At 60.4% G+C, this 18,975-nt stretch carries 17 protein-coding genes and 1 pseudogene; 9 read left to right on the top strand and 9 right to left on the bottom strand.

What is annotated here, in order from left to right:
* Nucleotides 1–606: 606 nt before the first annotated feature.
* The 6 genes from QLG02_RS10070 to QLG02_RS10045 all read left to right on the top strand — a co-directional run bounded on the left by QLG02_RS10070 (nt 607) and on the right by QLG02_RS10045 (nt 6,558).
* Nucleotides 607–1,149, top strand: coding sequence for a fimbrial protein (locus QLG02_RS10070; protein WP_124252484.1), 543 nt, complete (start codon nt 607–609; stop codon nt 1,147–1,149).
* 99 nt (nt 1,150–1,248) lie between these two features.
* Complete coding sequence (locus QLG02_RS10065) at nt 1,249–1,638, top strand: hypothetical protein (RefSeq protein ID WP_162516644.1); 390 nt, start codon at nt 1,249–1,251, stop codon at nt 1,636–1,638.
* Nucleotides 1,639–1,705: 67 nt separating this feature from the next.
* Nucleotides 1,706–4,240, top strand: a complete 2,535-nt coding sequence (locus QLG02_RS10060; protein ID WP_348994628.1) for a fimbria/pilus outer membrane usher protein — start codon at nt 1,706–1,708, stop codon at nt 4,238–4,240.
* 10 nt (nt 4,241–4,250) lie between these two features.
* Nucleotides 4,251–4,982: a molecular chaperone gene (locus tag QLG02_RS10055; RefSeq protein ID WP_041216177.1), complete on the top strand. Its 732-nt coding sequence runs from the start codon at nt 4,251–4,253 to the stop codon at nt 4,980–4,982.
* Between the two features lie 2 nt (nt 4,983–4,984).
* A complete protein-coding gene (locus QLG02_RS10050; protein WP_041216178.1) occupies nt 4,985–6,010 on the top strand; it encodes a fimbrial protein in 1,026 nt (341 codons plus the stop codon).
* 8 nt (nt 6,011–6,018) lie between these two features.
* A complete protein-coding gene (locus QLG02_RS10045; protein WP_101149851.1) occupies nt 6,019–6,558 on the top strand; it encodes a fimbrial protein in 540 nt (179 codons plus the stop codon).
* Nucleotides 6,559–6,560: 2 nt separating this feature from the next.
* Here the strand turns inward: QLG02_RS10045 and QLG02_RS10040 are convergent, their stop codons facing one another.
* The 7 genes from QLG02_RS10040 to QLG02_RS10010 all read right to left on the bottom strand — a co-directional run bounded on the left by QLG02_RS10040 (nt 6,561) and on the right by QLG02_RS10010 (nt 15,168).
* Entirely contained in the window at nt 6,561–7,796 is a 1,236-nt protein-coding gene (locus QLG02_RS10040; protein ID WP_282465101.1) for a winged helix-turn-helix domain-containing protein, read from the bottom strand.
* 301 nt (nt 7,797–8,097) lie between these two features.
* Nucleotides 8,098–9,504 carry a 2-succinylbenzoate--CoA ligase gene (locus tag QLG02_RS10035; protein WP_282465100.1) on the bottom strand — a complete coding sequence of 469 codons (1,407 nt, stop codon included), beginning with the start codon at nt 9,502–9,504 and terminating at the stop codon, nt 8,098–8,100.
* 10 nt (nt 9,505–9,514) lie between these two features.
* Nucleotides 9,515–10,444 carry an o-succinylbenzoate synthase gene (gene menC, locus QLG02_RS10030; RefSeq protein WP_282465099.1) on the bottom strand — a complete coding sequence of 310 codons (930 nt, stop codon included), beginning with the start codon at nt 10,442–10,444 and terminating at the stop codon, nt 9,515–9,517.
* The gene (gene menB, locus QLG02_RS10025) at nt 10,444–11,292 is read right to left on the bottom strand and encodes a 1,4-dihydroxy-2-naphthoyl-CoA synthase (RefSeq protein WP_016349300.1); all 849 of its coding nucleotides are present in this window, start codon (nt 11,290–11,292) and stop codon (nt 10,444–10,446) included. The genes menC and menB overlap by 1 nt, the downstream gene beginning before the upstream one ends.
* A gap of 4 nt (nt 11,293–11,296) precedes the next feature.
* The gene (menH, locus tag QLG02_RS10020; RefSeq protein WP_282465098.1) at nt 11,297–12,067 is read right to left on the bottom strand and encodes a 2-succinyl-6-hydroxy-2,4-cyclohexadiene-1-carboxylate synthase; all 771 of its coding nucleotides are present in this window, start codon (nt 12,065–12,067) and stop codon (nt 11,297–11,299) included.
* Nucleotides 12,057–13,787 (bottom strand): 2-succinyl-5-enolpyruvyl-6-hydroxy-3-cyclohexene-1-carboxylic-acid synthase, encoded by a 1,731-nt coding sequence (gene menD / locus QLG02_RS10015; protein ID WP_042066132.1) that lies wholly within the window; start codon nt 13,785–13,787, stop codon nt 12,057–12,059. The genes menH and menD overlap by 11 nt, the downstream gene beginning before the upstream one ends.
* A gap of 34 nt (nt 13,788–13,821) precedes the next feature.
* Entirely contained in the window at nt 13,822–15,168 is a 1,347-nt protein-coding gene (locus tag QLG02_RS10010; protein ID WP_282465097.1) for an isochorismate synthase, read from the bottom strand.
* Nucleotides 15,169–15,375: 207 nt separating this feature from the next.
* On the opposite strand from QLG02_RS10010, the gene QLG02_RS10005 reads away from it, so the two are divergent.
* Nucleotides 15,376–16,281 (top strand): 1,4-dihydroxy-2-naphthoate polyprenyltransferase, encoded by a 906-nt coding sequence (locus QLG02_RS10005; RefSeq protein WP_024943656.1) that lies wholly within the window; start codon nt 15,376–15,378, stop codon nt 16,279–16,281.
* 106 nt (nt 16,282–16,387) lie between these two features.
* Nucleotides 16,388–16,603: a DUF6500 family protein gene (locus tag QLG02_RS10000; protein ID WP_268014277.1), complete on the top strand. Its 216-nt coding sequence runs from the start codon at nt 16,388–16,390 to the stop codon at nt 16,601–16,603.
* A gap of 76 nt (nt 16,604–16,679) precedes the next feature.
* Here the strand turns inward: QLG02_RS10000 and QLG02_RS09995 are convergent, their stop codons facing one another.
* A complete protein-coding gene (locus QLG02_RS09995) occupies nt 16,680–18,077 on the bottom strand; it encodes a PepSY domain-containing protein (protein ID WP_282465096.1) in 1,398 nt (465 codons plus the stop codon).
* A gap of 273 nt (nt 18,078–18,350) precedes the next feature.
* Here QLG02_RS09995 and QLG02_RS09990 point away from each other — a divergent pair, with 273 nt between their 5' ends.
* Nucleotides 18,351–18,746 carry a hypothetical protein gene (locus QLG02_RS09990; protein ID WP_282465095.1) on the top strand — a complete coding sequence of 132 codons (396 nt, stop codon included), beginning with the start codon at nt 18,351–18,353 and terminating at the stop codon, nt 18,744–18,746.
* Nucleotides 18,747–18,776: 30 nt separating this feature from the next.
* Here the strand turns inward: QLG02_RS09990 and QLG02_RS09985 are convergent.
* Nucleotides 18,777–18,923: pseudogene (locus QLG02_RS09985) on the bottom strand (YkgJ family cysteine cluster protein); the annotation flags it as partial.
* Between the last annotated feature and the right edge of the window lie 52 nt (nt 18,924–18,975).

Here is an 18,975-nt window from a genome sequence, read left to right as displayed (position 1 = left end):
ATTACCTGATTACCTGATTACCTGATTACCTGATTACCTGATTACCTGATTACCTCTTTGGAGGCGGTTGGCAAGGTGGGTGATAACTATTATCAAATATCCTGCAGTTATTTTAGTTGTGTTTTTGTTAACTTGTTGTGAGTGATTTTAAATTCACCACCTGAGAATATTGAGATAGATGTTCTTTATATGAACGTTATTTATTTCATGATATCTAAACGTGTTCTTGGTTGTTTGTAAGCGTTTGTTTTTAAAGTGTTTATAAAATAATTTATATAAATCAAAATGTATTTGATGCGCATCAAATGAGTCGTTAATTTGTTCGTCAAGCAAAAGCGGAACACGGCTTTCTGCGCAGACGACAGGGATGTATGTAGTTGTGCAGATGAGGTGTAGCGGGAACTGCCCCTGATGCGGTGTGCTGCTTTTGCTTATTTAAATAAACCTTAAAAGGCACAGCTGATTATTGGCATGACCTCTCACCGGCTTAATGAGAGGTTGAGCACCAGCAGTTGCTGTGCTGCATATCGCGGCATCACTGAAGATCGTGACTCCAGCATGATTGGAGTGATGCAGTACAACACACGTTAATGTAGGTATAAACGAATGAAAGCTAACAAGATTCTGGTTGCTATGGGTGTTGGTTCCATGCTGCTGTGCGGCACTGCTTTTGCTGCTGGCACCACCGGTTCAGGTAAAGTCACCTTCAACGGTGAAATCATCAACGCTCCTTGCTCCGTTGCTCCTGAGTCTGTTGACCAGGTAGTTGAAATGGGTCAGATCAGCACCAAAGAGCTGGCCAACGGTGGCGAGTCCAACTCCAAGCCGTTCAGCATCAAGCTGCTGAACTGTGAAATTTCCGACAAGGAAGATGCCGTCAAGGTGACCTTCAGTGGTATCAAGGACACAATCGATGACAGCCTGCTGGTTATTGGTGGTGGTCAAGCTGCCGGTGCTGGTATCAAGATGACCGCTCCGGGTGGTGCCCCGATCGTGCTGGGTACCCCGACAGCCGCTTTCGCTCTGACCAATGGTGACAACGAGCTGCCCTTCAGCGCCGTACTGAAAGGTTATGCCGATCAGACCGCCAACCCGCTGAAAGCCGGCGCTTTCACTGCAGTGACCAACTTTACTCTCTCCTACGAGTAATAGAGTGCCTTAACGTGTGACCAGGGTTGTGGTGGTGTGAGCCACCACAACCTCACACATTCTGTCTCCTCACATCGAACCTTGCTCATGAAAACTTCAATGATGGCAGCCATGGTGCTGCAGCTGGTGATGATGGCGGGATCAGTCCACGCCAACGAACGCACGGATGGACTGGCTGAATCGGGCTGCACGCTGGAGGTGCTGCGCAGCATTCCGCTGCAGGCTCGGCAGCCGGGCACGCTGAAAATCAGCGGCTGTCAGGTCGAGGGGGCGACGGTGGCATCACTGCCGTTTATTTCCATGTCCGTGCGCGGTGCCATGAGCGATGAGCTCGGTATTCTTAACAACGGCCAATATCACAAGGTATCCGGCGAGCGTTTTATTGTCTCGGATATCGTCAACAGTGATCTGGAATTCAATTTGGGGCTCACCAGCAGTCAGCTGTTTTTCCAAGACAGTACGACGTTGTTTGAACTCAATTATATGTAAGCAAGCCAATTGCTTAGTGTAGATACCTCATTACGTGAGACCGTTATGCAATTCCTAGAGTGAAAATATGAGCGTTTCAACATCAGACTCTGTGAGAAAAAAACATTATTCAAAAAAGGTTTTCATGCTATGCGTGCCCGGCCTGATGGCGGTGGCAAATCACGCATGGGCAGAAACGGAGTTTAATATTGATGCGCTCGATCTGGACGAACGGACCAAGATCGACCTCTCCCAGTTTGCCGACGAAGGTTACATCCTGCCCGGCGACTACTACCTCGAGATCGAGGTCAACAAGAACAAGCTGCCCCTGCAGAAGATCCCTTTCTACGAGACCGATACCGGCAAGGGAAAGGGTGGGGTGGCTTGCCTGCCGCAAGAGGTGATCCCCAAGCTGGCGCTGACCGATGAGGCCATCGCCAAGATCGATACCTGGCACGATGGCCAGTGTGCCAACCTGCTGGCGCTGGACGGCGTGGTGATCGCGAACGACATAGGTAACGGCTTGCTGCGCATCGCCGTGCCCCAGGCGTGGATGAAGTACAGCGATCCCAACTGGATTCCGCCCGAACAGTGGGATGAGGGGATCCCGGGGATGATGCTGGACTACAACATCAATGCCCAGGTCAACGAAGGGGATGGTTACTCCAACCGCAACATCAGCAGCTACGGTACCCTGGGGTTCAACTATGGCGCCTGGCGCCTGCGGGGCGACTACCAGGCCAATGCCTACTGGGGTGACAACGAGCGGACCACTTCCGAGCTGAACCGCATCTATGCCTATCGTCCGCTGCCGAATATGGCTGCCAAGCTGACGGTGGGCGAGCAGCAGCTCAACTCCCAGCTGATCGACGGCTTCCGCTATACCGGCGTCAACCTGGCCAATGACGAGCGCATGCTGCCGCCGAGCCTGCAGGGCTATGCGCCGGAAGTGAGCGGCATCGCCAAGACCAACGCCAAGGTCACCATCTCCCAGTCCGGCCGCATCCTCTATGAGACCAACGTGCCGGCTGGTCCGTTTCGCATCCAGGGGCTGGACAGCTCGGTACGCGGCCGCCTCGACGTGCGGGTAGAAGAGCAGGATGGCAGCGTCAACTCGTTCCAGGTCGACACCGCGACCGTCCCCTATCTGACTCGCCCCGGCTACGTTCGATACAACCTGGCGGTCGGTGCCCCTTCAGAACAGACTGATTCGGTTCATGATGTGCACGGTCCGGCCTTTGTGACCGGAGATTTCTCCTGGGGGGTGGCCAACTCCTGGTCGCTGTACGGTGGCAGCCTGGTTGCGGGTGAATACAACTCCATGGGGCTGGGTATCGGTCGCGATCTCTATGCCTTCGGCGCCATCTCGGCCGACCTGACCCAGTCCATCGCCAAGCTGCCGGGCCTGTCGACCAAGATTGGCCAGTCGGTGCGGGTGAACTACGCCAAGCAGTTTGATGAATACAACAGCTCGATCACCTTCGCCGGTTATCGCTTCTCTCAGCACAACTTCATGACCATGTCGCAGTTCCTGAGCAACAAGGAGCGGCTGGAGAAGAACGAAACGACCTCGAGCGATGACTACAACACCTGGGGTGACAAGGAGCTCTACACCATCACCGCCAACAAGACCTTCTGGGCGGAGGATGCGGCCAAGGCGCTGACTGTCTATCTGGACTACACCCACAGAACTTATTGGGAGCACGATGCCGAGGATCGCTACGGCCTCACCATCAACAAGAACGTGAGCATCGGCAGCTTCAAGGATGTCTCCGTCTATGTGTCGGCCTACAAGACCAAGACCGAGAACTACGAGGATGACAAGAGCGTCATGCTGACCCTGAGCATGCCGATCGGGGACAGAAAGAGCGCGGGATACAGCGTGCAGTCCTCCAATGGCAAGGTCACCCATCTGGCCACCTATCAGGATTACAGCCGGCCCGACGATACCTATCAGCTGGGGGCGGGCGTGCAGAGCAACGGCCATGCCGTGGCGCGGGGCTACTACAACCACAACAGCGACATCGGGGCGGTCAGCCTCAATGCCTACAGCGTGGAGAGCGAATACACCTCGGTCGGCGCCAGCCTGCGTGGCGGTCTGACGGCGACCCAGCACGGTGCAGCCCTGCACCAGGCGACCCGTCGTGGCGGTACCCGCATGATGGTGGATACCGACAAGACCTCCGGCGTCTCCTTCAACAATGGCCGCGCCGTGACCAACCGCTTTGGCGTCGCGGTGATCAGCGACATGACCGATTATCGCAAGAGCGACACCCGGGTGGATGTGGATCAGCTGGGCGACGACATCGATGCGATGAACGCCATCAAGCAGGGAACCCTGACCGAGGGCGCAATTGGGTATAATGCCTTCGAAATGGCCGAAGGGTTCAAGCTGCTGGCCAACGTCAAACTGCCCGATGGTTCAGTGCCGCCGTTTGGCGCCACCGTCGTCAAGGATTCCGGCCGGGTGCTCTCGGTGGTGGATGAAGATGGCCTGGTCTATCTGACCGGGGTGAAACCGAATGAAGCGTTTGAACTCTCCTGGGGCGGCGCCCGCCAGTGCAAGATAGTGGCACCGCAACAAGTAACCGATCTGTCGATGAAGACTCTCACTTGCAAGTAATGGGATACCGATGAAAAAGCTGCTCTCTTATACCTGTCTGGCCGTGCTGGGCATGACCTCGCTCAACGTCAGCGCTGCCATCGTGCTGGACCGTACTCGTGTCGTCTATCCGGGCGGTGCCAAGTCCATCAGTCTCAACATCAAGAACGAGAACCAGAAGCTGCCCTACCTGGCGCAGTCCTGGATTGAAGATGCCCAGGGCCAGAAGATCGCATCTCCCTTCGCGGTACTGCCACCGGTACAGCGAGTGGATGCGAACCAGAAGTCCATCGTGCGGATCGCCAGCGTGCCGGCCATCGACAGCCTGCCCAAGGATCGCGAGTCCATCTACTACTTCAATCTGCGCGAGATCCCGCCCAAGAGCGAGAAGAGCAACGTGATGCAGATTGCCGTGCAGTCCAAGATCAAGCTGTTCTACCGCCCCGAGGCCATCCTGCCCGAGCGCGGAGCCATCTGGCAGGATCAGGTGCTGATCACCAAGCAGGGCAAGGCCCTCAAGGTCAACAACCCGACTCCTTACTACATCACCTACGTGGGCCTCGGCCATCCGCAGGGCAAAGGGAGAACCGCGATGAAGGGCTTCTCGGCCTTTATGGTTGCCCCCAAGTCAGAGCAGACGGTCACCATCCCGGAAGCACTGGGCAATGAATTTGTGATCAGCTACGTCAATGACTATGGCGGATATATGGATATCAAATACCAGTGCACAGGCAATGCCTGTAAAGCAGTGAAGGAGAAATGAAGATGATATTGCGTACGGGTGTACTTGGTATCATGTTCTTGTCCATGCCGGCGCTGGCTATTAACGGTGAAGTCAGGGCCGATACCAAGACCTATGACATTGAGCTGACCAAGGAAGATATTGCCAACCAGACTGGGGCTCTGAAGGAGTTTGGTTGGGATCTGGCCGGAACATATAATGGTACGGCCATATGTCCTGATCAAGATATTATTAACCAGCCATTTTATTACAAAGCGGTCATGAGTGCCGGACTGCCCAGTGTCGGTGGTGGGTACGTTAAATTAAATGAGTTTCTCGATCTCAAGGTTGATATCTGGATTGAAGGGAATCGCAAGGAATATGTGAATGCGCCTTTCAATGAGGAGTCCAACAGAGGGCAGTTCACGTGCCGTAAACGAAATGGTTCTGCAACCTTCGGCTTTCGCAGTGGTAGCAAGGGAAAGGTAACATTCCGCGTTCGCAAGCCCATTATCAATGGTGTGCACATTGCTGACCATGAAATAGTCGAAATGTTTGGCCGTCTGGGTAAAACAGATGTCGGTTTCAATAATGAAGTCATGTCCAGGATCGTTATCAAATCCTCCGTGCTGTATGTGCCAGAAAAGTGCACTATCAATGGAGGGCAGACGATTGAGGTCGAATTCGGTGATTTACCTGGCACAGGGTTGGATGGCAACAATTTTGAAAAAACAGTACCACTTAACTTCGTCTGCAGTGGTGGGGAATTTGATAAGGATAAGCCATTGAAAATAAACCTCGCCATTTCTGGTAAACCCACATCATTTAGCCAGAGTTATCTCAGAACCACTCGAGATGGATATAAAGGTGGTGATGTTATCAATAATCTTGGCATCAAATTCAAACAGCTGGATGGCTCGACACTGAATCTGAATGACTGGTATCCAGTATCCATGCAGGGAAATATCGGTGACTGGGGGTTTATTGCCGCCCCGATAAGTCCAGCCGGTGCTGAAGTCGCTGCCGGTGATTTCTATGCAACCGGTACCATTGTTGCCTCATTCCAGTAGGAGTCGATATGTTGCGCTTAGGCTGTTTGGGGTTGCTGATTTTCCCGCTGTGGGTCAATGCAGCGGCTGATGACCTTGAACTTCTTGGTGGAGAGCTCAATCTCCATGGTCGTATCATCGACCAGCCCTGTGTGGTCTCCCCCGAATCCCTTGAGCAGGAGGTCGAGATGGGGGTGGTCGATGTCAAGCAGCTCTATGCCAACGGGGCCGGGGAGCAGGTGCCTTTCTCCATCCGCCTGACCAACTGCAAGCCGGGGATTTTCCGCATGGCCAAGGTGACCTTTACCGGCTCGAAGGATGCCCAGCTCAGCGGCGGGCTGGCCTTTACCGCAGGCATTGCCAAGGGCGCCGGCATCCGCTTGTATGACGTGACCCAGACACCCCTGGATCTGGGCACACCCTCCCGCGGTTATTTGCTGGGCGGCAGCGCAGACAATGAACTGCAATTCTTTGCCCGGGTGGAAGGGCACCCGGACGCGCTGGCGGCCAAGAACATCCAGCCAGGTGACTATTCTGCCGTTGCCAACTTCATCGTTGCTTATGAATAAACTCAGAGGTCGTTGCGCTGGATGACCTTTGAATTGCCGAGGCTGGGCCAGGTGATGACGCCACCCAGATAATTGGAGAGGTAAATGCCGCCCGGCAACTGAACAAATTGTGCCGTTTGTTTGGGTGGCGTCAGCGCCGCAACCAAAGTCGCCACCATGCCATTGCTGGTCAGTGCCTGCTGATCAATGAAATTGACGATGGTATTTTTCACCTCGACCGAAATATCGCCATCATCCCGCTCCAGATCCCCGACGGAATCCAGATTGAACAGTGTTTTACCCTGATTGTCGGTGGCGATCACGGTTGCCACCACTATTTCCCTGTTCATGGTGACAATGAACTTGCTCTTTCTGGTCATCTCCACCCAGTTGTCCGGCGCCTGGCAATTGCTGTGATAACGGACTGTGGTATCTGGATTGTTGTAATAGTTGTGGGAAACATTGTCTCCCTGCTGGGTCATGGTGGTGATCACACATTGTACTTCTTCCGCCACTGGATGACCGCTGCGCAGCAGAAAGACATTCTCGGATAATTTCCTGCTGTTATTGTCGATGGAGAAATAGCTGATGGCTTCTTTACCGACCAGAATGGAAACCTGTTCATCCGCCTTGCGCGAAACACGCTGTATCAAGGGGGTCAGCGAATCGATTTTCACATTCAGCGCTTTTTCCGTCTCGCTGGTCATATAGAGGGAAATCTGGCTGAGATTGATGGTGCGCAGCGTATTTGCCGTCGCATAGTTATAGATGACGATGGCCAGCGAAGTCAGTGAGACCAGCAGCAGAGCAAACAGCAGAATACGCTTTGGGCTGAAATAGCGGTCATATTTGCGGCGAGTATATTGCCGTCTGGCCTGAGGCGCATGAGAAGGATTCGCCGCTTGAGTTTCTTCATTTGGTGCAGCTTCTTCGGTCTCTCCAGCGGCCTCAATAGGGGCACAAAAGATATATCCCACGCGTGGGATGGTATCAATCGCATCCATCAAACCGAATGATTCCAGCTTTCTTCTCAATGAGAGGATCTGCCGGTTCAGGTTGGTATCGGTATTGTCCTGGTTTGGCCACAAGGCATCTTGCAGTTTGCTTCTTGGAATGACACTGCCTGCCTCATCACACAGCATTTCGAGCAGCTCGGCTTCTTTGTTGCTGAGCTTGATGTCCTTTTCTCCCTTAGAGAGCCGGAATATTGCCGCGGAGAAAAATATCTCCTCTGCAATTTTATAATTTTTGTTACTCATGTGTGACTCGCCTTACTGCCAAGGAGAGCATTTTACCACCATGCAGTCTTTGTTCAAATAATGCAAAATTGACAATGTCTTTAACTATCAAACGGTTACCTTTCCATTGAAATGCATGATGGCGGATATGGTACTACAGGTAATTAATTCAGTTCAAAAAACGTGCAAAAAAATAGCCATTTATGTAATCGTTCTCACTTACTTGGGCCTGTGAGGAAGATTTTGACACCGCCAGCATTTTCTTTCGAATAATGTGCGTATTTGGATGACTCCTGCATGCCAGGTCCTGTCGCAGGAGTGATTATTGCGCCTTAAGAATATTCTGATATTGCTTGCGCTGCGGCTTGAGGTGACCGCCCAGATCGGGCCAGGGGTGCCACTGGTCCGGCACCATGAAACCGGGCAGAACCTGCCGGATCCAGGCCGCCAGCTCGGCAGGGGGCACAGGTTCGCCATGCCAGTCGATGAAGGCGGCCGGCCTCTGCCCCCACTCATCGCTTGGTACCGGCACCACCAGCACCTGCGCCACGGCGGGGTGATCCACCAGTCGCTGCTCTATGGTCTCCGGCTGGATGTTCTCACCGCCGGAGATGAAGAGGTTGTCGAGCCGCCCCTCCACCACCAGTTCGCCATCGACGGTGAAATACCCCTTGTCGCGGGTGTGGAACCAGCCTGCCTCATCGAGCGGCCGCTCCAGCCCACCTGCGTTGAAATAGCCGGCAAACAGGGTGTCACCGCGCACGCAGATCTCCCCCTGCTGGATGCAGACCTCCCGTCCCGGCAGCGCCTTGCCCACCACGCCAGCGGTGGACGGCCGACCGGTGCAGACCTGGCTGCCCATCTCGGAGAGGCCGTAACTCACCTTGGGCACCAGCCCCATGGCGCTCAGCCGGTTCACCAGGGGCTGGGGAATGGCGGCGCCGCCGAGCAGCAGCTCGCGCAGCCGGGTTCTGACGGGATCGAAGCCCTCCGCCAGCAGTCGCCAGAGCTGGGTCGGCACCAGGGAGAGATGGGTGATGGGTTGCTGCTCGAGCCGCTCCCTGAGCGGGCGGCGGCGATCGTCCAGCACCAGGGCTGCACCCGCCAAAAAGACCCGGAACAGGATGGCGTAACCGCCGACATGAAACAGCGGCAGGGAAAGCAACCAGCCGCACTCGGCGTCGAGCGGGATCACGGCGGCCGAGCCCCGCGCCGAGGCCAGATGATTGGCCAGCCGGTGTACCACGGCCTTGGGTGTGCCGCTGGAACCCGAGGTGAGGATCATGTTGTTGAGCCGGGCTGGATCCAGCATGCAGCCGCCTTCATCCGCCACCAGTTCATGGGTGAAGTCGAGCCGCAGTGGCTGCCAGTTGCCGGTCGGGATCTCGCCTGCCGACCAGCAGGCCTTGACGGCGAGCAGGGCCGCCAGCTCCGCTTGCCGCGTCAATGGAAAGGCAGGATTGAGCGGGCAGAAGACGATGCCGCTGCGCACACAGGCCCAGGCCAGCAACAGGTCGGGCAGGGCGCCGCGCACCACGGCAGCGAGGCGATCACCGGCCTGCAGGCCCGCCTGCCCCAGCTGTCGGCACAGGCCGTTGAGTCTGGCATCCAGCCGTTGGTAGGTGAGCGGGTCGGCGGCGTGAATGGCGATGCGGTCCGGGGCGGACCTCGCCCAGTGACGCACCGGGCAGGGTTGCAGAGGGTGGTGATGGTCAGATAGCGGTGGCATGCAGGCCCCTTCAGTCACGGTGAAACAGGGGCTCCAGCAGGCTCAGGTCGGGTTTGCCGGTCGCGTCCAGCAGATCGGCGGCCAGCCAGCGTTTGGTATCCAGGCCGGGGGCCTGATCCGGCGCCCATTCGCCCGCCAGATGGAACAGCTGGTTCAGGCCGAGGCCGGATTCGAAGCAGGAGGAGACGATCACCTTGAGGCGCAGCTCGCGAGCGCGGGCAACCAGTGCCTCGCAGTGGGCCAGGGAGCCGAGCAGGGTGGGCTTGAGCACCAGGGCGCGCAGCTGGGGGATGGGCTCCCACGGCTTGCCCTGGGCCAGCAGCTCGTCGATGGCCACCGGCATGCCGGTACGATTGGCCACGAAGGCGATGTCGGCAAAGTCGGCGCAGGGGTCTTCCAGGTACTCGATCCGGTTTGGATCCAGATGGCCGCAGAAGGCCCAGGCCTCCTCGCGGGTCCAGCCCTGGTTGGCGTCCAGCACCAGCTTGAGGGTAGGGATGCGGTCGCACAGCAGGCGGATCAACGCCAGCTCGTCGCGCATGGGATAGCGGGCCACTTTCAGCTTGGCCTTGCTGGGGGTCTTGTGCAGCCAGTTCTTCCAGTGCTTGAGCAGCTCCTGGGGGGAACCCTGGATAAGCGGATAAGGCTCCGGCAGCGGGGTGGTCTGGGCAGGCCAGCAGCGGCGGGCGCAGTCCAGCCCGAATTGCACCGAAGGGAGCTGCGGGGCGATCTCTTGCCCCGCCGCCAGCCGCTCCAGACAGGTGATGGCTTCGGCTTGTGCCTCGGCCAGGCTCTCGCGGGAGAAGCCGGGCAGGGGGGCGATTTCCCCCCAGCCGTCGTCAACGCGGACCAGCAGGCCCTCTCGCGCCACCTCCACCTTGCCATGAAAGGTCAGGGGCTGGGTAAAAGGCAGTTGGTAGCGATAGAGAGCGAGTGTCATCAGGGATTCCGCTTGTATTTGGAGAAGTCGGGACGGCGTTTCTCGTTGAACGCGTTGCGCCCTTCCTGACCCTCTTCGGTCATGTAGAACAGCATGGTGGCATTCCCCGCCAGCTCCTGCAAGCCGGCCTGGCCGTCGCAGTCGGCGTTGAGAGCGGCCTTCAGGCAGCGCAGCGCCATCGGGCTGTTCTGCAGCATCTCGCGGCACCAGCGCACGGTTTCACGCTCCAGCTCCGCCAGCGGCACGACGGTGTTGACCAGCCCCATGTCGAGGGCTTGCTTGGCATCGTACATACGGCACAGGAACCAGATCTCGCGGGCCTTCTTCTGGCCGACGATGCGGGCCATGTAGGAGGCACCCCAGCCGCCGTCGAAGGAGCCCACTTTCGGACCGGTCTGGCCGAACTGGGCGTTGTCGGCGGCGATGGTCAGATCGCACATCATGTGCAGCACGTGGCCGCCACCGACCGCGTAGCCGGCCACCATGGCAACCACCGGTTTCGGACAGGTGCGGATGTCGCGCTGGAAGTCGAGCACGTTGAGGTGATGGGTCCCCTCGTCATCGCGATAGCCACCGTAGTCGCCACGGATCTTCTGGTCACCGCCGGCGCAGAAGGCCTTCTCGCCAAAGCCGGTCAGGATGATGGTGCCGACCTGATCGTCGTAGCGGGCATCGGCCAGCGCCTGCAGCATCTCTTTGACGGTGCGGGGGCGGAAGGCGTTGCGTACCTGGGGGCGGTTGATGGTGATCTTGGCAATGCCATCGTCGGACTTGTGATAGAGGATATCCTCGTAACCGGCGGAGCAATCACGCCACTCGACGGGGGCATAGAGTTCCGCTTCAGTCATTGCTTCAATCATGACGCTTCTCTTCTTGTTGTTGGTTGGCCCACTCCGCAAGGAGCCGGGCAAAAGTCTCAGGCTGGTGGGCATGCAGATTGTGGCCGCCATCCAGCTCCAAGTGGTTGATTTTGCGATGCTGACTCGCCATGAGGCAAGCCAGCTGATGGAATTTGTGATCCCGCTTGCCGCTCACGTAGGTGACCGGCAGCGCACCTTGCGCCAGCCAGGGGCCGAGATCCGGCTGCTGGCCCAGGGAGGTGGCGCGCAGCATGGCGGCCACGGCCTTGCCGTCGTTGCCAAGGCGGCGGGCTATCTGGCGGGCGCGGGCATCCTCGCCCAGATCGGCGAACACCCCCTGCCGATACCAGTCGGCCAGCACGGCCGCCAGGGGATCCTGCTCGAAGCGCCGGGCCCAGCCCTCATCGTGGGCGAGGCGAGCGGGCCGCTCTGCCGGTGGCAGACCGGGATGGCAGTTCTCCAGCAGCAGGGCCTGCAGTCCAACCGGCGACTGGCTGGCGTGATAGAGGGCGAGCCGCCCGCCTAGCGAATAGCCCACCAGTTGGTAGCGACCGATGCCGCGCGCGGCCAGTTCGTCGCACAGCCAGCGATGGGCCTGCTCGAACCCTGCAACCCGCACTGCCTGGTTGTTGCCGTGGCCCGGCAGATCCAGCGCCAGGCTGGGGAGGCCGGCCAGGGCCGCCTGCACGGGTTGCCAGTCGTTGGCATCGCCGAGCAGGCCGTGCAGCAGCACCAGCGCCGGCTGGTCGGCACTAGCTGCCACGGATCGCGCTTCCCAGTGCCTTCAGATCCTCGGCGACTTCGCTGCTGGGGACCTTGATTTCAATCAGCGTAACCCCCTTTTCCAGCGCGGCGGTGTAATCCCGTTCAAAGTCGGCGAGGGTGGCCGGTGCCCGGTAGTGGAGGCCGAACATGGCGGCAGCGTGTTCGAAGTGCAGGCCGTGGGGCAGGCAGTAGTAGGTCTCCAGCAGCGCGTCCTGGGTCGGCACCGGCAGCATGCGAAAGATGCTGCCGCCGTCGTTGTTGAGCAGGATCACCACCAGCGGCCGGCTCGCCTTGCCAAGCAGGGCGAGGCTGTTGAGATCGTGCAGGGCGCTGAGATCGCCGAGCAGCAGGGTGGTGGGCTCATTGCTGCCCGGTTGGACCGATTGCGCGAAGCCGTAGGCGGTGGCGATGAGACCGTCGATGCCGGAGGCGCCGCGGTTGGTCATCACCCGGCTGGGGCCCTTGCCCACTTCGCCGAGCATGTCCATCAGCCGGGCCGGCATGCTGTTGCCGACAAACAGCTGGCCCCTGATCAATTGGTTCAGGCGGTGGCACACCCCGAGCTCGGAGAAACGCTCGCAGGCACTGCGCACCTGCTGGCTCACGGCCTGCTGGCGCTCCGCCAGCCGGTGCCAGGGCAGGTGCGGGTGCGCCACCGGATGGGCGGCGGCAAAGGCGCCGGGTTCGCACAGCAGGCGGCGGCGCAGCCGGTAGTCCGGGTCGAGCCGGGCTGGCTGCGGGTCGATGAGCCAGTATGCCTGCCAGGGCTGCTGCTTGATGAACTGACCGAGCCGCTTGGAAATGAGGCGGGCGCCAAATTGCAACAGCACCTCGGCCCGGGCCAGTTCGGCCACGAAGCCGCTGTGTTGCAGGGCGAGATCGGCGTGCACCAGGTTGCGGCCATCGAAGCGCAGCTGGCTCTGCAGGTCAGCCAGCAGTGGCCAGCCGAGCCGCTCGGCCAGGGCGGCGACCGCCTTGGCCTGGGCGGGATCCTGGATGCGGCCGGCGACGATGAGGCCGCGCTTGCCCTGCAGCTCGTCCCAGTCGGGCTGATGCGGGCAGGGGGCCTGCGCCAGTTGCCAGGGGCTCCAGGGCTCGGACGAGCGGAGCCAGTCGCCGAGGGGGGCCAGGTAGGCGGAGAAGTCCAGATAGGTGTCGCCCGGATAGAGGGGCTCCGGGTACATGCAGTTGAAGTGCACCGGCCCCGGCGTGCGCGCCTGCTGGGCCAGCGCCTGATCCACCGAGCTCAGCACGAAGGCGGCCGGGATGGTGGCGGTGGGGCTCGGCAGGTTCTGCTGATAGACGGGGTAGCGGCCGAAGATCCCCTGCTGATCGATGGCCTGGTTGGCGCCGTTGTCGATGAGTTCGGGCGGCCTGTCGGCAGAGAGGATGATGAGCGGCACGCCGGTGAGTTGCGCCTCGGCCACCGCCGGCCAGAGGTTGGCCACCGCGGTGCCCGAGGTCATGATCACCGCGACCGGGCGGCCGCTGCCCTTGGCCAGCCCCAGCGCCATGAAGCCGAGGCCGCGCTCGTCAAAGTGCAGATGGCGGCGAAAGCCGGGGTGGGCGGCGGCTGCCATGGTGAGCGGCGCCGAGCGCGAGCCGGAGGCCAGCGCGATGTCGCGCACGCCGAGGCGAAAGAGCTCCTCCAGCAAGAGGGAAGACCAGACGTGGTTGAAGGTGGCATGGTGGCTGGCAAACTCTTGGCGCGCGGACATGAGGCTCTCGCAGTGAGGAAACGATGAGAAAACGCTATCCCAGCAGGGAGAGCACGTTGGCGATCTTGTTGTCGAGTTCGGCCCACTCGGCGGCAGGCTCGGAACCCGCGACGATACCGGCGCCGGCAAACAGGGTGATGGCCTGCGCCGTGATGCGGGCGCTGCGGATGGCGACCGAGAACTCCGAGGTCTCCCGGCTCAGCATGCCGCAGGCGCCGGCATACCAGCCGCGATCATAGGGCTCGTGTTCGCGGATGAAGGCCAGCGCCGCCTCGCGCGGGGCACCGCCCACTGCGGGGGTGGGGTGCAGCGCCTCCAGCAGTTGCCAGTCGCAGACGCCGGGCTTGAGCTCGGCCTCGATGTCGCACTTGAGGTGCTGCAGCAGCCGCAGTTTGAGAATGCGCGGCTCGGTCAGGGTGGCATCTGTGGTGAGCGGCGCCAGCCGGCTGAGGATGTCGGCGTGCACCAGCCGGTTTTCCAGCCGGTTCTTGCTGTCGGCCAGCAGCTCGGCGGCCAGTGCCGCGTCGGTCGCCTCGTCGCCGGAGCGGCGGATGGTGCCCGCCAGCGCCTCGGTGAAGAGGTGCTGATGTTCGCGGCGATAGAGCCGCTCGGGGGAGCAGGCGATGAAGCTCTGCTCGGGCGAAAACTGGAAGCCGAAGTGAAAGCAGTCCTGGCCGTGCTGTGCCCAGCTGGCCAACAGCGACCAGGAGGCGAAGGCCTGCGGGTCGGCCGTGAGCGTCGCACCGTCATGGGTGAGCCGGCTCTGGCGCGACAGCACCACCTTGGGGGTGTGGGCCTGGAACTCGGGGGCGGTGACCTGCTCGACCAGGGTCTGCCACTGCGGCTGGCTCGGGCAATCTTCCCGCAGCCATGAATGACGGGTCAGCGGCGGCAGAGGGGCTTCCGGCCGAAGGGCGTCGAGGGCGGCGGCGGCGGCCTGCAGTTCGGCCTCGAAGGCGTCGCTGCCGGTCTGCTCCGGCAGCCAGAGGTTGAGGCAGAGGGTGACGCACTCGCCACGGCGCACCAGCTCGATGCGGGGCAGCACGAAGCGGCAGGGGCCGAACCCCTGCCAGCCGGGCTGGGTGGGGTCGAACGCCAGTCCGCCATAGTAGCGGGGGCTGTCGTCATGGGGCTGGCTGGTCTGTTCGCAGACCTGGCGGATCGCCTGGGGCTCGCTCAGCTCGCGCAGGCAGCCCAGCGCCACGTATTCGGGGCGGTCGTGTCCTCTGGCATGCCAATAGATACGGGGATAGAGGGTCTGCGCCGCGAGCCAGCCCAGAAAGGAGCTGACCTCGATTGCCACACGCAGCCGTACGAAGCCGCTGGCATTGCCGTGACGCAGGGCGTCCAGTTGTTGCTTGATATGGGTCTGAGCCAACATGGATTTCGTCTATGAGCCGATAGTGACGGTCCATCCTGCAGAAGGATGCCGTTGGTTTATGCCAAAGGAGCGATTATTCCTATATATTATCTGCCCATTCGTCCATGTAAATCGCCCGGGGAGCTACCTCCCGAGGGGCCAAGTATACCGAAATCCGGTTCGATAACCCTTAACACGATCAATATCTGATTGTTTGGCCATCACAATATGACAAATACCTTATCTATTTGGTTGCTGGCGGCGCGTTTGCGAACGTTGCCGCTGGCGTGCTCCTCCATTTTGCTGGGTTCCGGGCTTGCGGCCAGCCGCGGTGCCTTCGACGGCACCATCATGGCGCTCTCCCTGCTGACCGCCATTCTGCTGCAGATCCTCTCCAATCTGGCCAACGATTATGGGGATGCGGTATCCGGGGCGGACAATGGCGAACGGATCGGCCCCCAGCGCGCCGTGGTCTCCGGCCTTATTACCCGCCGGCAGATGTGCGTGGCCATGGCGCTGACCGCGCTGGCCGCGGTGGTCAGCGGCCTCGCCCTGCTGGGCTGCGCTTTTGGCGATCAGTGGCTGCAGATCCTCACCTTCGTGCTGCTCGGCGGCGCCGCCATCGTGGCCGCCATCACCTACACGGTGGGCAAGACTCCTTACGGCTATCGCGGCTTCGGCGACATCTCGGTGTTCTTGTTCTTCGGCCTGCTCGGGGTGCTTGGCTCCTACTACCTGTTCACCAAGACCCTGCAGTGGGATCTGCTGCTGCCGGCCACCGCCTGCGGCCTGCTGGCCACCGCGGTGCTCAACATCAACAACGTGCGCGACATCGAGACCGACGCGGTCAGCGGCAAGATCACCCTGGCGGTGCGGCTCGGCCGCAACCGGGCCATCGCCTACCACTGGGTACTGCTGGGGGCGGCGTTGCTGACTACCATCGCCTTCCTGCTGACCCAGCCCGCCAGTTTCTGGCCCTGGATCTTCCTGCCGGCCATGAAGCCGCTCACCGATGCCGCCAAGACCCTGCGCCAGAGTTTCGATGGCGAGGTGCTGACCGGAGCGCTCAAGAAGACTGCCATCAGCGCCTTCCTCTACAGCCTGCTGCTCTCCATCGGGCTGGCGCTCTCCTGACTGGGTGTCATGTGATCGGCAAGGCAAAAGGGCTCCCGGACGGGAGCCCTTTTTGTTGGTTGGGGTATGCTGGTCGGCCAATCACTTATCAGGCCGGAACGCCGCCATGCGCGACTCGCTCAAACAGAAAATCATTCAGGTGTGCCATCAGAAAATCGCGCAGAAGGGGGAGGCGGTCGGCGTCTCCTTCTATGCGTTTTTTGCCAACCGCAACGATGACCCCGAGTTGCTGATGGAGGCGGCGACCTGGTGGATCCAGACCCAGCGCCTCGATCACTTCGAGAAGGCGACGAAGATCCTCCAGCTGGTGGAGCAAGCGTAAAGGCGCGCTGAAAGCAGAAAGGCTCCCGTGTGGGAGCCCTCCTTGAGTAGCAATGTGGTGCGGCACGGGCCGTCGATTAGCTGACCCGTGCCAGCCGGGGGGCTCGACGGCGGGCGAAGAGCAGGCTGTCCAGCAGCCAGATCACCAGCATGGAGCCGCCCACCAGCGGGAAGCAGATACCGAGCAGGATCAGCAGGGCAATGGCGCCGCGCATGGGCGGCAGGCTGGCAGGCAAGGGCGGGGCGGCGAGGCGACCACTGGGGCGGCGGCTCCACCAGATCCAGAGCCCGCTCACCGAGCTCAGCAACACCAGCAGGCAGATGAGCAGCATGGCCAGCTGGTGCGGCCAGCCGTAGAGCTTGCCCATGTGCAGCATGACGCCGGTTTCCACCGTCTTGGCGACCGGGCCGTAGTCTTGCCAGCGCACGTCGGCCAATACCTTGCCACTGTATTGATCGATGTGCAGGGTGGCATCGTTGCGCGGATCATCGGCAAAGATGGCGATGGTATAGACCCCGGTTTCACCAGCAGGCGGTGTGATGCTGTAGCCCGGCGTGACCTGGCGCGCGGTTGCGATGTCGACCACCTGCTGCAGCGGGATGCGGTGCTCCGCCATCACCATGCCGTCATGCTCGCCGCCGTGACCCATGGCGCTGTGGTCGTGGGCCTTGGGCTCGGCCGAGCTGGGGATGGGGGTGTTCTCGACCGCCCAGGGGACTGTCTGTTGATGGGCATGGTTGAGACTGCGCGCCAGGGGCGCCGACTTGGGTACCTCGTTCCACATGGCGGCCGGGAAGCGGTTCCAGACGGCGGCAAACTGATCGCCCCAGAAACCGGTCCAGGTCATGCCGCTCAAGAGCAGCAGCAGCAGGAAACCGGCGCCCCAGAAACCGACCACGGCGTGCAGGTCACGCCACCAGAGCCGCCCGCGCTGGCTCCAGCGCGGCCACAGGATGCCGCCGACCCCTGGCCCCTTGCGTGGCCACCAGAGATAGAGCCCGCTGATGAGCAGCACTATGCCCCAGCCGGCGGCCAGCTCGATCAGCCGATCCCCGCTGGTGCCGAGCAGCAGATCGGCGTGCAGGGCGCGCGCCACCGCCTGCAGATTCCACTTGTTGTCCATGGTGCCAAGCAGGGCGCCACTGGCGGGATCGAGGAACAGGGTCAGCTCGCTACCGCCCTGGCGGACGATGAACTGGGCGCTAGCCTCCGGGCTGACCGGTGGCAAGTACTTGCTCAGGCTGGCATCCGGCATGGCGGCCATCGCCTTGACCAGCAGCTGATCGGCGCTGAGCGGCTGGCTGACGGGGGCGACCTTCATCAGCTCGGGATACATCAGGTTGTCGAGCTGGGGCTTGAACAGATAGACGATCCCGGTCAGCGAGAGCAGGATCAGGAAGGGGGCGACGAAGAGACCCGCATAGAAGTGCCAGCGCCAGATGCGCTGATAGTGGTTCGCGTCCCGATTTTTCATCTCTGTTCCTTGCGTCGTGAGTTAACGTTTCAGTTGGTGGAATGTTGGTGGCGCGCGGATGATAGCAGTAACGTTTTGTTAACTGCAACAGAACATGGCAGCTGGCCGATGTGGCGGACAAAGGCGTGCTGAGCAGGCCGCCAGTGGGTCAACAGGTGACGCACTCCATCCAGGTTCGCGCCTGGCGGAATGGACTTTTTGCAGATAAATCCTTACCTTGTGGCAACATTAAAGGGTGCTTGCACTACGAAGAATCCAGGGAAGGAGGCAGAGGTGAAGTTGCAACCACACGGCCATTTCGAGATGCAGCGACGAGGTCAGGTGCTGATCTGCCGACCGAGCGGCCCTTTCAATCTGGCGGGGGCCATGGCCTATGAATCCCAGTTCAGCCAGCAGATCGCCAGCCTGCGCGACGCGCCCTGGGGGATCGTCGAAGTGGCGACCGAGTTCGAGGCGGCGGGCCCCGAGGTGCTGGCCCGCTTTCGCCGCCAGTTCGGCTGGTGCGCCCGCAACGGTTGTGCCTTTCTGGCGGTGGTGCTGGCAGGCAGCTTCAAGCAGTATCTGGCGGATCAGGTGTTCAGCGGTTTGCCGTTTCAGGGCGTCCGCTACTTCGAGCAGACCGACGAGGCACTGCAGTGGCTGGAACGGCAACTGGCCGGGCTGGTCTGACGGCACTGCAGGCTGATCATTACCCGCAGCTCAATTGAGCTTGATAAACCACTTGTCCCGCTCGTCGATACAGTCCGGCTCACCCATTTCAAATTCACGGCATATCAAGGGACGTACTTCATGGATGGGGCACATCATCGCGGGAGGGCGATCGAGTGCTCGCCCATCGGTCAGTTGAGCTTGATAAACCACTTGTCCCGCTCGTCGATACAGTCCGGCTCACCCATTT

This window comes from Aeromonas sp. V90_14 (assembly GCF_029967615.1).
GTDB classification, from domain to species: Bacteria; Pseudomonadota; Gammaproteobacteria; order Enterobacterales; family Aeromonadaceae; genus Aeromonas; species Aeromonas hydrophila.
The sequence above is the reverse complement of the archived record's forward strand: the minus strand, read 5'-3'. Positions and strand labels throughout refer to the sequence as shown.